This window comes from Pseudomonas sp. CCNWLW23, from assembly GCF_037095675.1.
Lineage (GTDB): Bacteria > Pseudomonadota > Gammaproteobacteria > Pseudomonadales > Pseudomonadaceae > Aquipseudomonas > Aquipseudomonas atacamensis.
Genome location: NZ_JBAWKM010000001.1, coordinates 214,249 through 226,749, shown reverse-complemented (window position 1 = coordinate 226,749; position 12,501 = coordinate 214,249). Strand labels below are relative to the sequence as shown.

Annotated in this window: 10 protein-coding genes; 7 read left to right on the top strand and 3 right to left on the bottom strand. The window is 62.0% G+C overall.

All coding sequences use genetic code 11. The annotated features are described in order from the left end of the window. Nucleotides 1–9: 9 nt before the first annotated feature. The 6 genes from V8J63_RS01025 to gcvP all read left to right on the top strand — a co-directional run bounded on the left by V8J63_RS01025 (nucleotide 10) and on the right by gcvP (nucleotide 9,093). The gene (locus V8J63_RS01025) at nucleotides 10–1,227 is read left to right on the top strand and encodes a 2-octaprenyl-3-methyl-6-methoxy-1,4-benzoquinol hydroxylase (protein ID WP_177433303.1); all 1,218 of its coding nucleotides are present in this window, start codon (nucleotides 10–12) and stop codon (nucleotides 1,225–1,227) included. A gap of 220 nt (nucleotides 1,228–1,447) precedes the next feature. Continuing rightward, the gene (locus V8J63_RS01020; protein ID WP_130889091.1) at nucleotides 1,448–2,452 is read left to right on the top strand and encodes an extracellular solute-binding protein; all 1,005 of its coding nucleotides are present in this window, start codon (nucleotides 1,448–1,450) and stop codon (nucleotides 2,450–2,452) included. A gap of 245 nt (nucleotides 2,453–2,697) precedes the next feature. Then, nucleotides 2,698–4,314, top strand: a complete 1,617-nt coding sequence (locus tag V8J63_RS01015) for an ABC transporter permease (RefSeq protein WP_336463449.1) — start codon at nucleotides 2,698–2,700, stop codon at nucleotides 4,312–4,314. Nucleotides 4,315–4,469: 155 nt separating this feature from the next. Beyond that, the gene (gcvT, locus tag V8J63_RS01010) at nucleotides 4,470–5,552 is read left to right on the top strand and encodes a glycine cleavage system aminomethyltransferase GcvT (protein WP_071172161.1); all 1,083 of its coding nucleotides are present in this window, start codon (nucleotides 4,470–4,472) and stop codon (nucleotides 5,550–5,552) included. 47 nt (nucleotides 5,553–5,599) lie between these two features. Then, entirely contained in the window at nucleotides 5,600–5,983 is a 384-nt protein-coding gene (gene gcvH / locus V8J63_RS01005) for a glycine cleavage system protein GcvH (protein WP_024014734.1), read from the top strand. A gap of 236 nt (nucleotides 5,984–6,219) precedes the next feature. Beyond that, nucleotides 6,220–9,093 (top strand): aminomethyl-transferring glycine dehydrogenase, encoded by a 2,874-nt coding sequence (gene gcvP / locus V8J63_RS01000; RefSeq protein WP_336463448.1) that lies wholly within the window; start codon nucleotides 6,220–6,222, stop codon nucleotides 9,091–9,093. Nucleotides 9,094–9,268: 175 nt separating this feature from the next. On the opposite strand, the gene V8J63_RS00995 is transcribed toward gcvP, so the two are convergent. The 3 genes from V8J63_RS00995 to V8J63_RS00985 form a co-directional block, all read right to left on the bottom strand. Further along, entirely contained in the window at nucleotides 9,269–9,589 is a 321-nt protein-coding gene (locus V8J63_RS00995) for a DUF2388 domain-containing protein (RefSeq protein ID WP_336463543.1), read from the bottom strand. A 64-nt stretch (nucleotides 9,590–9,653) separates the two neighbouring features. Then, the gene (locus V8J63_RS00990) at nucleotides 9,654–11,438 is read right to left on the bottom strand and encodes a GspE/PulE family protein (protein ID WP_024014732.1); all 1,785 of its coding nucleotides are present in this window, start codon (nucleotides 11,436–11,438) and stop codon (nucleotides 9,654–9,656) included. Between the two features lie 92 nt (nucleotides 11,439–11,530). Next, the gene (locus V8J63_RS00985; RefSeq protein WP_024014731.1) at nucleotides 11,531–11,869 is read right to left on the bottom strand and encodes a hypothetical protein; all 339 of its coding nucleotides are present in this window, start codon (nucleotides 11,867–11,869) and stop codon (nucleotides 11,531–11,533) included. A gap of 126 nt (nucleotides 11,870–11,995) precedes the next feature. On the opposite strand from V8J63_RS00985, the gene V8J63_RS00980 reads away from it, so the two are divergent. Continuing rightward, nucleotides 11,996–12,460, top strand: coding sequence for an Lrp/AsnC family transcriptional regulator (locus V8J63_RS00980; protein ID WP_336463447.1), 465 nt, complete (start codon nucleotides 11,996–11,998; stop codon nucleotides 12,458–12,460). Nucleotides 12,461–12,501 lie beyond the last annotated feature (41 nt).

Genomic DNA, 12,501 nt, shown 5'->3' with positions numbered 1-12,501 from the left:
AGCATGGAAATGCGCGCAGATCTGCTGATTGTCGGAGCCGGAATGGTCGGCAGCGCCCTGGCGCTGGCGCTACAGGACAGTGGGCTGGAAGTGCTGTTGCTCGACGGCAGCCCGTTGAGCGTGAAGCCGTTCGATGCCGAGGCGGCGTTCGAACCGCGCGTCAGCGCATTGTCGGCGGCGAGCCAGCGCATTCTCGAGCGCCTTGGCGTCTGGGACGGCATCGCCCAGCGGCGCAGCAGCCCGTACACCGACATGCACGTCTGGGACGGCAGCGGCACCGGGCAGATTCATTTCTCGGCGAGCAGCGTACATGCCGATGTGCTCGGCCACATCGTCGAAAACCGCGTGGTCCAGGATGCGCTGCTCGAGCGTTTGCATGATTGCGACCTGGGCATGCTGGCCAATGCGCGGCTGGAGCAGATGCGTCGCTCCGGCGACGACTGGCTGCTGACCCTGGCCGATGGCCGCACCTTGCGCGCGCCGCTGGTGATCGCGGCGGACGGCGCCAATTCAGCGGTGCGCCGTCTGACCGGCGTGGCGACCCGCGAGTGGGATTATCTGCATCACGCCATCGTCACCAGCGTGCGCTGCAGCCAGCCGCACCGCAAAACCGCCTGGCAGCGCTTTACCGATCACGGGCCGCTGGCGTTTTTGCCACTGGAGCGTGACGGTCAGCAGGACTGGTGCTCGATCGTCTGGTCGACCACACCGGCTGAAGCCGAGCGCTTGATGGCGCTGGAAGAGACTGCGTTTTGCGCTGAGCTGGAGCGAGCCTTCGAGGGACGCCTCGGTGAAGTCATCAGCGCCGACCCGCGTCTGTGCGTGCCGTTGCGTCAGCGTCACGCCAAGCGCTACGTCGCTGAGGGCCTGGTCTTGATCGGTGATGCGGCGCACACCATTCACCCCTTGGCCGGGCAGGGTGTGAACCTTGGTTTCCTCGATGCAGCGGTGCTGGCGGAAGTGTTGCTGCAAGCGCATGAGCGCGGTGAGCGACTGGCAGACGTGAAGGTGCTGAGCCGCTACGAGCGTCGGCGTATGCCGCACAATCTGGCGCTGATGGCGGCGATGGAAGGCTTCGAGCGGTTGTTCCAGGCCGACCCGCTGCCGCTGCGCTGGTTGCGCAATGCCGGGTTGAAGCTGGTCGAGCAGATGCCCGAGGCGAAGGCGTTGTTTGTGCGCGAGGCGCTGGGGTTGACCGGGGATCTTCCAGCTCTGGCAAAGCCCTGACCGCCTCATTGAGGCTGATGGCCCCTTCGCGAGCAGGCTCGCTCCCACAGTTGAGATGCATTCCAATGTGGGAGCGAACCTGCTCGCGAAAGCGTCCGCCCACTTACCGCAGTTTTGAGTCGTGCAACATCTGGTAACGCCTTCCCCCAGTGTTCGATTGTGGTGGTAAATGTGAGTCCTTATCATTTGGCCCACATTTCCCGACCGTGAGACCACTCCCATGTTGGCATCCAAGCGTCTTCTGACCGCACTGGCCTTGACCCTGATCGGCAGCACCACTGCCCAGGCCGCCGATGAGGTGGTGGTTTACTCGTCGCGTATCGATGAGCTGATCAAACCGGTATTCGATGCCTACACCGCCAAGACCGGGGTGAAGATCAAGTTCATCACCGACAAGGAAGCGCCGCTGATGCAGCGCATCAAGGCCGAAGGTGAAAACGCCACCGCCGATCTGCTGCTCACCGTCGATGCCGGCAACCTGTGGCAGGCCGAGCAGATGGGCATCCTCCAGCCGTTCACTTCGAAAACCATCGACACCAATATTCCCGCGCAATATCGCTCGTCCACCCACGCCTGGACCGGCCTGAGCCTGCGCGCGCGGACCATCGCCTATTCCACCGAGCGGGTGAAGCCGGGCGAACTGACCACCTATGAAGCGCTGGCCGACAAGAATTGGGAAGGCCGCCTGTGCCTGCGCACGGCGAAGAAGGTCTACAACCAGTCGCTGACCGCGACCATGATCGAAGTTCACGGCGCCGAGAAGACCGAGAAAATCCTCAAGGGCTGGGTCAACAACCTGTCCACTGACGTGTTCTCCGATGACGTTGCGGTGCTGGAAGCGATCAACGCCGGGCAGTGTGACGTTGGCATCGTCAACACCTACTACTACGGTCGCCTGCACAAGCAGAAGCCTGAACTGCCGGTGAAACTGTTCTGGCCGAACCAGGCTGATCGCGGTGTGCATGTGAACCTGTCGGGCATCGGCCTGACCAAGCATGCACCGCACCCGGAAGCGGCCAAGGCTTTGGTCGAATGGATGACCACGCCTGAGGCACAGAAGATTTTTGCCGACGTGAACCAGGAATTCCCGGCCAACCCGGCGGTGGCACCCTCGGAAGAAGTGGCGGCGTGGGGCAAGTTTGTTGCCGATACCTTGCCGGTAGAAGTGGCGGGCAAACGTCAGGCCGAGGCGATCCGGATGATGGATCGGGCGGGGTGGAACTGAGGCGTTTCGTGTAACTGTTGATCTTTCAAGATCGCTCCCTCACCCCAGCCCTCTCCCGGAGGGAGAGGGAGCCAACTTGTGTTGCTTTCGAAACTTGAGTTCGACTCAATATCTCAGGTCGATGTAGTTTGCATGAGCACCTCGGTCAGTTCCCTCTCCCTCCGGGAGAGGGCTAGGGTGAGGGCAGCAATCCCAACCTGAAATACGCAATCCAAGAACACCCCAATCCCTCCAGAGACCCAAAAGTGGCCCACCCCGCCCAACGCCGCTGGTACCCCATCGTCTTCGCCATCGCCGCGCTGGTGTTGTTGCCGCTGAGCGTGCTGTTGTTGTCGTGGCAGACCATCGATCAGCAGATCTGGTCGCACCTGTGGCAAACCCAGATGCCGCGACTGCTCGGCAATACCCTGACGCTGATCCTCGGCGTCGGTGTCGGCGTGACCCTGCTGGGTGTCAGCCTGGCGTGGCTGACCAGTCTCTGTGAATTCCCCGGTCGGCGCTGGCTCGACTGGGCGCTGATGCTGCCCTTCGCCATCCCTGCCTATGTACTGGCGTTCGTCTTCGTCGGCCTGCTCGATTTCGCCGGCCCCGTGCAGTCCCTGTTGCGCGAATGGTTCGGCAGCGGCCTGCGCCTGCCACGGGTGCGTTCCACCGGCGGGGTGATCGTGGTGCTGGTGCTGGTGTTTTATCCCTACGTTTATCTGCTGGCGCGCACCGCATTCCTGGCTCAGGGCAAAGGCCTGATGGAAGCGGCGCGGGTGCTCGGGCAATCGCCGTGGCAGGCGTTCTGGCGGGTCGCGTTGCCGATGGCGCGTCCGGCGATCGGCGCGGGCGTGGCGCTGGCGCTGATGGAAACCCTCGCCGATTTTGGCGCGGTGTCGGTGTTCAACTTCGACACCTTCACCACGGCCATCTACAAAACCTGGTACGGCTTCTTCAGCCTGCCCAGCGCCGCACAACTGGCCAGTCTGTTGCTGCTGGTGGTGATGCTGGTGCTGTACGGCGAGCGCCGTGCGCGCGGGGCGAATCGGGCCAGCAATGAGCGGCCACGGGTGAAAGCGCTGTATCACCTGCGCGGGCTCAAGGCGTTGGCGGCGACAGGCTGGTGTGGAATGGTATTCGCCTGCGCCTTCGTCATCCCGGTGCTGCAACTGATCGTGTGGTTCTGGCAGCGCGGACGCTTCGATCTGGATGAGCGCTACGCCGGACTGATTCTGCACACGCTGTACTTGGGCGCGATGGCCGCGCTGATCACCGTCAGCGTTGCGCTGTTGCTGGCGTTTGCCCGGCGTCTGGCGCCGACCCCAGCCATCAACTCCGGCGTCGGTCTGGCCAATCTCGGCTACGCCTTGCCCGGTTCGGTGCTGGCGGTGTCGATCATGCTTGCCTTCAGTTATCTGGATCGTGAACTGGTGATTCCGCTCTCCGCCTGGCTCGGCGGTGCCGGCAAACCGTTGCTGCTCGGCAGCCTCGCGGCGTTGCTGATGGCTTATCTGGTGCGCTTCATTGCTGTCGCCTACGGGCCGCTGGAAAGCAGTCTGGCGCGTATACGGCCATCTTTGCCCGAAGCGGCACGTAGCCTGGGTGTCAGTGGGCCGCGACTGTTTTTCAAAGTGTATCTGCCGCTGTTGCTGCCCGGCACCTTGAGCGCCGCGTTGCTGGTGTTTGTCGATGTGCTCAAGGAAATGCCTGCGACCCTGCTGATGCGCCCGTTTGGCTGGGACACGCTGGCGGTGCGCATCTTTGAAATGACCAGTGAAGGCGAATGGGCGCGCGCCTCATTGCCGGCATTGACGCTGGTGCTGGTCGGGTTGTTGCCGGTGATCGGATTGATTCGACGTTCGGCGCACCGAAACACTTAGTCGTCAGTCCTACATCATGCGGCTACAATGCGCGGCATTCGGTGCGGTTCGTCTGACAGACCCGTGCGCTGGAATCGGCTGAAAGCCTTATTCATCAAGGCTTTCCGCCGTATAGCGGCGGTCCGCACCCTCGCCACGCCCGGAAGGAGAAACCCATGGGACAGCGTACGCCTCTGTATGACCTGCACCTCGCGCTCGGCGCGAAGATGGTCGATTTTGGCGGTTGGGACATGCCACTGCATTACGGCTCGCAGGTCGAGGAGCACCACGAAGTGCGCCGCGATTGCGGGGTGTTCGATGTTTCCCATATGACCGTGATCGATGTCACCGGCGCCCAGGCCAAGGCCTGGCTCCAGCATTTGCTGGCCAACGACGTCGAACGTCTGCACCGCCCCGGCCGGGCGTTGTACAGCACCATGCTCAATGAGCGCGGCGGCATCGTCGACGACATGATCGTCTATCGCCTCGACGACGCGTACCGGCTGGTGTTCAACGCCTCGACCCGCGATCAGGATCTGGCCTGGATGAACGCCCAGCTCGGCGCCTACGACGTGCAACTGCACGAGCGCGCCGAGCTGGCGATGCTCGCCATCCAGGGCCCGCAGGCCCGGCACAAGATTGCCGAACTGGTCACCCAGTCCCGTGCCACGCTGATCCAGCAACTCAAACCTTTCGAAGGCGCCATCGACGGCGACTGGTTCATCGCGCGTACCGGTTACACCGGCGAGGATGGCCTGGAAATCTGCCTGCCCGCGAATCAGGCGCCGGGTTTCTTCAACGACCTCGTCGGCGCCGGCATTTCGCCGATTGGCCTCGGTGCCCGTGACACCTTGCGGGTCGAGGCTGGGATGAACCTGTACGGTCAGGACATTCATCAGGACGTTTCACCGCTGGCCTCGAACATGGCCTGGAGCATCGCCTGGGAGCCGGCCTCGCGGCAGTTCATCGGCCGCGCGGCGCTGGAGGCGGAAAAAGCCGCCGGTGTGGCGCACAAACTGGTCGGTCTGGTACTGGAAGAACGCGGGGTTTTGCGTGCTCACCAGGTGGTTCGCATCGCCGATGTTGGCGAAGGGGAGATCACCAGTGGTAGTTTCTCTCCTACGCTGAGCAAATCGATTGCCCTGGCGCGTGTTCCGATGGCAACCGCCGACCGCGCCGAAGTGGAAATCCGTGGCAAGTGGTATCCGGTGCGAGTGGTCAAACCGACCTTCGTGCGCCATGGCAAAACCTTGATCTAACCTTTTCTGGCGGGCATGACCGCTGACCAATTTCCGAGGAACCGAAGATGAGCGATATCCCTGCCGAACTGCGATTTGCCGAAAGTCATGAATGGGCGCGTCTGGAAGCTGACGGCACTGTCACCGTGGGCATCAGCGATCACGCGCAGGAAGCGCTGGGCGACGTGGTGTTCGTCGAGCTGACCGAAGTCGGCAAGGTGTTCGCCGCCGGTGATCAATCCGGCGTGGTCGAGTCGGTGAAAGCCGCCTCCGACATCTACGCCCCGGTCAGTGGCGAAGTCATCGCGATCAACGAAGAGCTGGGTGGCTCGCCCGAGCTATTGAACTCCGACCCGTACGGCGCGTGGATCTTCAAGCTCAAGCCAAGCGACAAGGCCGAGCTGGACAAGCTGCTGGATGCGGCGGCTTACAAGGCTGCCATCGGCGAGTAACTTGCCGGCGCGCCCCAAAGCCCCGATTCGTCGGGGCTTTTTTATGGGCGACGAATATCCCTTTGTGGGAGTGAGCCTGCTCGCGAAAGCGCCATATCAGTCAATGCCAAGGTTTCTGAAACACCGCTTTCGCGAGCAGGCTCGCTCCCACAGGGGCGGCGTGATCTTGAAAATTCGCCTGCTATGCTGGTTTGACCGTGTCGATTGACGCCAAGCGCCAGCCAGGAGAACCCGTCATGTCCCAGTCGCCGTCCCTGAGCCAGTTACGCGATCCCGAAGCCTTTCTGCGCCGCCACCTCGGCCCGGATGCCGCCGAGCAGCAAGCAATGCTCGACAGCCTCGGCCTGGGCAGTCGCGCCGAGCTGATCGAGCAGACCGTGCCGCCGGGCATTCGCTTCAATCGCGCACTGGATCTGCCGCCGGCTCTCGACGAACAGGCTGCACTGGCGAAGCTGCGCGGTTATGCCGAGCAGAATCAGCTGTTCACCAGCCTGATCGGCATGGGCTATCACGGCACTGTCACGCCGACCGTCATCTTGCGCAACGTGCTGGAAAATCCCGGTTGGTACACCGCGTACACCCCATATCAACCAGAAATCGCTCAAGGCCGGCTCGAAGCGTTGCTCAATTTTCAGCAACTGACCATCGACCTCACCGGCCTGGAACTGGCCAACGCCTCGCTGCTCGATGAGGCTACCGCAGCGGCCGAAGCCATGGCTTTGGCCAAGCGCGTGGCGAAGTCGAAGAGCAATCTGTTTTTTGTGGATGAAAATTGCCATCCGCAAACTCTCTCCGTGGTACAGACCCGCGCCGAAGGTTTCGGCTTCGAGCTGATCGTCGACGCGGTGGATAACCTGGCGCAGCACGAGGTGTTCGGCGCGCTGCTGCAATACCCCGACACCCACGGCGAAATCCGCGATCTCAAACCCTTGATCAACCACCTGCACGCACAACAGGCCCTGGCCTGCGTCGCCACCGATTTGCTCAGCCTGCTGGTGCTGACGCCGCCGGGTGAGTTGGGTGCCGATGTGGTGTTCGGTTCGTCCCAGCGTTTCGGTGTGCCGATGGGTTATGGCGGCCCGCACGCGGCGTTCTTCGCCAGCCGCGAGGAATACAAACGGGCGATTCCGGGGCGGATCATCGGTGTGTCGAAAGATGCTCGCGGCAACGTCGCGCTGCGCATGGCCCTGCAAACCCGCGAGCAACACATCCGCCGCGAGAAAGCCAATTCGAACATCTGCACCGCGCAGGTGCTGCTGGCCAATATCGCCAGTTGTTATGCGGTGTATCACGGCCCCGAGGGTTTGAAGCGTATCGCCCAGCGCGTGCATCGTCTGACCTGCATCCTCGCGGCGGGACTCGAGCGCAACGGCATCAAACGGCTCAACAGGCAGTTCTTCGACACGCTGACGCTGGAGGTCGGCGGTGCGCAAACGGCGATCATCGAAAGTGCTCAGGCAGCGCAGATCAACCTGCGTATTCTTGGTCGTGGCCGCGTCGGTCTGAGTCTGGACGAGACCTGTGATGAACACACCGTGGCGAAGCTGTTCGATGTGCTGCTCGGCGCCGATCACGGCCTGAGCGTTGATGCGCTTGATGCGCAGGACATCGCCTCGGGAATTCCCGACGAACTCCAGCGCAGTACGCCGTACCTGCAACATCCGGTGTTCAACGCTCACAACAGCGAAACCGAGATGCTGCGTTACCTCAAACAGCTGGAAAACAAGGATCTGGCACTCAACCAATCGATGATCCCGCTGGGCTCGTGCACGATGAAGCTCAACGCCACCAGCGAGATGATCCCGATCACCTGGCCGCAGTTCGCCCATCTGCACCCGTTCGTGCCGAGGGAGCAGGCTGTCGGTTACACGCTGATGATCGAGGAGCTTGAGCGTTGGTTCTGTGCGATTACCGGTTTCGATGCGATCTGTATGCAGCCCAACTCCGGCGCCCAGGGCGAATACGCCGGGCTCCTGGCGATCCGTAGATATCACGAGAGCCGAGGGGAGGGCGAGCGGGATGTCTGCCTGATTCCGTCATCGGCCCACGGCACCAATCCAGCGTCGGCGCAGATGGCCGGGATGCGCGTGGTGATTGTCGAATGCGATGAGGCGGGCAACGTTGATCTGGATGATTTGCAGCTGAAAGCCGCCGAGGCCGGGAATAAGTTGTCGTGCCTGATGGCGACCTATCCGTCGACCCACGGGGTTTACGAGGAGGGCATCAGCGAAATCTGCGCAGTGATTCACCAGCATGGCGGCCAGGTGTATATGGATGGCGCCAATCTCAATGCCCAGGTCGGCCTGGCCAGGCCGGCGGACATCGGCGCCGACGTGTCGCACATGAACCTGCACAAGACCTTCTGCATTCCCCATGGCGGCGGCGGGCCGGGCATGGGCCCGATCGGCGTTCGTGCGCATCTGGCGCCGTTCGTCGCCAACCATCCGGTGGTGCCGATTGACGGGCCGCTGGCGCAGAACGGCGCAGTCAGCGCAGCGCCGTGGGGCAGTGCGAGCATTTTGCCGATCAGTTGGATGTACATCGCCATGATGGGCCCGCAACTGGCGGACGCCAGCGAGGTGGCGATTCTGGCGGCGAATTATCTGGCGCAGCATTTATCCGGCGCGTTTGCGGTGCTCTACACCGGGCGCAATGGCCGCGTGGCGCATGAATGCATTCTTGATCTGCGCCCGCTGAAGGCGCAGACCGGCATCAGCGAGGAAGACGTCGCCAAGCGGCTGATGGATTACGGCTTCCACGCGCCAACCATGTCCTTTCCGGTACCCGGTACGTTGATGGTCGAGCCGACCGAGAGCGAATCCAAGGCTGAGCTCGACCGCTTCATCGCGGCGATGCTGAGCATTCGCGCCGAGATCAATGAAGTGCAGAAGGGCAACTGGCCGGGCGAAGACAACCCGCTCAAACGCGCCCCGCATACCTTGGCCGATGTCACTGGGATCTGGGAACGGCCTTACAGCATCGAACAGGCCATCACCCCGGATGCGCACACACGCTTGCACAAATATTGGCCGGCGGTGAATCGGGTGGATAACGTCTACGGCGATCGCAATCTGTATTGCGCTTGTGTGCCGGTGGATGATTACCGCTGACATTCAGTCTGTATGCAGTCATCGTGGGAGCGAGCTTGCTCGCGAAAGCGTCGTGTCAGACGCCGCATATTTTGGATGTGAAATTGCCTTCGCGAGCAAGCTCGCTCCCACAGGGTTCTGTATCGGGTTCAGAATCCGGGCAAAAAAATGCCGCTCGTTTGAGCGGCATTTTTTGTTACTCGGAAGCCACGGCGTTCTTCGCCAGAATCGCGTTCGCCAGTTCCATGTCCGAAGCCTGCAGGCCCGGGTTGTCGGCGCGGACTTTCTGCATCGCTGCTTCCAGGTACGGGCCACGGATGCCGCCGTCGCTGGCGACGAAGCTGCCGGCGTCGTCCTGGGCGGCGACGATCAGCTTGTGATCCTTGAAGGTCAGGTAGGTCGAACCGGTGGTGGCGCCGGAGGAGATGACGTTACGCCAAAAGCTGTCCGCCATGGCCGAACCAACGGGAAGCGACAGCAGGGCCAAGGTGGCGACAGCGAGTTTGAAACGCATGATGAGGTGACTCCTGGGATTGACTACGGCGTTGGATAGCCGATCCCCGATCCAGTTCCGTGCTGAATTATTTCAACTCACTTTGCGGTGTCACCCGCAGCACTTCCTCCACCGTGGTCAGCCCCGCCGCAACTTTCTGCGCACCGGACAGGCGCAGGCTGCGCATGCCTTCCTTGAAGGCCTGACGCCTGATCGCGGTGAGGTCGGTATCCGGGGTGATCAGCGCTTTGAGGCTGTCGCTCAGTTGCATGATTTCGTACACGCCGGCGCGGCCGCGATAGCCGGTGTCGCGGCATTCCAGGCAACCGATCGCCCGTTGCGCATTGCTCGGCAGCGGCGCCTGCCAGGGCCGGGTCAGGGTTTGCCAGTCTTCATCTTCGAGCGTCAGCGGCGCCTTGCAGTGCGGGCACAACGTGCGCACCAGACGCTGAGCCATAACGCCGAGCACGGTGGCTTTGATCAGGTAATGCGGCACACCCAGTTCGAGCAAACGGCTGATGGCGCTCGGCGCATCGTTGGTGTGCAGTGTGGACAGGACCAAGTGCCCGGTGAGCGCGGCCTGAATCGCCATTTCCGCAGTTTCAAGGTCGCGGATTTCGCCGATCATGATGATGTCCGGGTCCTGCCGCATCAGCGCGCGCACCCCGGCGGCGAAGGTCAGTTCGATGTTGTGCTGCACCTGCATCTGGTTGAAGGCCGGCTCGACCATTTCGATCGGGTCTTCGATGGTGCAGAGGTTGACCTCCGGCGTCGCCAGTTTTTTCAGCGTGGTGTACAGAGTGGTGGTCTTGCCCGAACCGGTCGGCCCGGTGACCAGAATGATGCCATTGGGCTGGCGGGTCATGTCCTGCCAGCGGCGCAGGTCGTCGGCGCTGAAACCCAACTGGTCGAAATTCTTCAGCAGCACTTCCGGGTCGAAAATCCGCATGACCATTTTTTCGCCGAACGCTGTCGGCAAGGTCGACAGCCGCAACTCCACTTCGCCGCCGTCCGGGGTCTTGGTCTTGACCCGGCCATCCTGGGGTTTGCGCTTTTCGGCGACGTTCATGCGGCCAAGGCTTTTCAGGCGGCTGACGATCGCCATCGTCACCTGCGGCGGGAACTGATAGACGTTGTGCAACACGCCGTCGATGCGAAAGCGCACGGTGCCGTGCTCGCGGCGCGGTTCGATATGGATATCGCTGGCGCGCTGCTGGAAGGCGTACTGGAACAGCCAGTCGACGATGTTGACGATGTGCGCGTCGTTGGCGTCCGGCTCCTGATCGCTGGCGCCGAGGTTCAGCAGTTGTTCGAAGTTGCCGAGATTGCCGCCCTGGGCGTCGGCATTGCTGGCACCGCTGACCGATTTGGCCAGCCGGAAAAACTCGACGCTGAAGCGCTGGATGTCGACCGGGTTGGCCACGACCCGTTTGATCGGCAGCTTCAATACGTGGGTCAGGTCGGCTTCCCAACCGCTGACGTAGGGCTGAGCGCTGGCCACGGTGACCGAGTCGCGGTCCACGGCGACGGCGAGAATCTTGTGCCGTTGCGCGAAGGCGTAAGACATCAGCGGTGTGATCGCCGCGACGTTGATTTTCAACGGATCGATGCGCAAATACGGCTGACCGGCCTGTTGCGCCAGCCACAGGGTCAGGCTTTCCAGATCCAGATGTTTGCCCGGACGGCTGAGGTCGTCGAGTTGCTGGCTGGCGATGAATTCCAGCGGATGCATCTGCCCGTGAGCAGCATGGCGACGGCGGGCATTGAGCGCCTGTTCCGCCGCGTCCTGGCAGATGAAGCCTTGGGCGACCAGTTCCCGTAATACATCGTTGAGGTCCAGCCAGCGGTCCTGAGTGACAAATTGAACGGACATGCGGCTTTCCTTTTTAAGCGTCATGCGCAAAAGGATAGTCGTGGCCCCGCTGACCGTTGGGCCACTACCCGACGAAGCCGTTGCCGAATTTGTCAGCCGGCAGCCTGTGCGGGCGCCTGCCACGCCGTGTCGGCGTTGTGCAGGTCCACCGCGCAGACGCTGATCAGGTTACGCAGTTTCTCCGCGATCACTTGCGCGCGATGCCAGCTCAGGCCGCTCATGAGCAGATCGATCGACAGCAGATCGTCCTGGCGCTGGACCTTGACCTGCTCCGGCGTCAGAAATTGCAAGGCGAACAGATTCAACACGCGCACCAGCAGATCCGGCTCGGCCTCGGCGAGGATTTGGTATTGCGCCAGGCAGTGGGCGTTGTTGACGTTCCAGACATCAGCGCGGGCGGCGGGGCTGTTTACGGCTTCAAGGTGCGGCATGGCGAGTCTCCAAAATCACTGGAGAAATTTTTACATTCGGTGCGGGGTATTTCTTGGCTATGATCGGCGCCTGAACGGATTTATCGAAAGAATTGATTCGTGAAAGCTGATCTTTGAGGATTTTTTATGCACAGCGAGCTGGACGCCTACGACCGCAAGATTCTCGCCTTGCTGCAGGAAGACGCTTCGCTGTCGAGCGCGCAGATCGCCGAGCAGGTGGGCCTGTCGCAATCGCCGTGCTGGCGGCGGATTCAGCGGATGAAGGAGGAGGGCATCATTCGCGGCCAGGTGACCTTGCTGGATCGCAAGAAGATCGGCCTGAACACGCAGATTTTTGCCGAGATCAAACTCAACGCTCATGGGCGTTCGAACTTCACCGAGTTCACCGAGGCGATTCGCGGCTTTCCGGAAGTGCTGGAGTGTTATGTGCTGATGGGGGCGGTGGATTTCATGCTGCGCATTGTCGCGGGGGATATCGAGGCGTACGAGCGGTTCTTTTTCGAGAAGCTGTCGCTGGTGCCGGGGATACAGGAAGTGAATTCGATCGTGGCGCTGTCGGAGATCAAGTCCACCACCAGCCTGCCGGTCTAGTGCGGATGGCCTTCGTGGCGAGGGGATTTATCCCCGCTGGG

Excerpts from the sequence above, each read along its gene's own strand:
- V8J63_RS01025 (WP_177433303.1), top strand. The coding sequence starts at position 10 with ATGCGCGCAGATCTGCTGATTGTCGGAGCCGGAATGGTCGGCAGCGCC.
- V8J63_RS00985 (WP_024014731.1), bottom strand. The coding sequence starts at position 11,869 with ATGCCGCACCTTGAAGCCGTAAACAGCCCCGCCGCCCGCGCTGATGTC.
- gcvT (WP_071172161.1), top strand. The coding sequence starts at position 4,470 with ATGGGACAGCGTACGCCTCTGTATGACCTGCACCTCGCGCTCGGCGCG.
- gcvP (WP_336463448.1), top strand. The coding sequence starts at position 6,220 with ATGTCCCAGTCGCCGTCCCTGAGCCAGTTACGCGATCCCGAAGCCTTT.
- gcvH (WP_024014734.1), top strand. The coding sequence starts at position 5,600 with ATGAGCGATATCCCTGCCGAACTGCGATTTGCCGAAAGTCATGAATGG.
- V8J63_RS00990 (WP_024014732.1), bottom strand. The coding sequence starts at position 11,438 with ATGTCCGTTCAATTTGTCACTCAGGACCGCTGGCTGGACCTCAACGAT.
- V8J63_RS00980 (WP_336463447.1), top strand. The coding sequence starts at position 11,996 with ATGCACAGCGAGCTGGACGCCTACGACCGCAAGATTCTCGCCTTGCTG.
- V8J63_RS01020 (WP_130889091.1), top strand. The coding sequence starts at position 1,448 with ATGTTGGCATCCAAGCGTCTTCTGACCGCACTGGCCTTGACCCTGATC.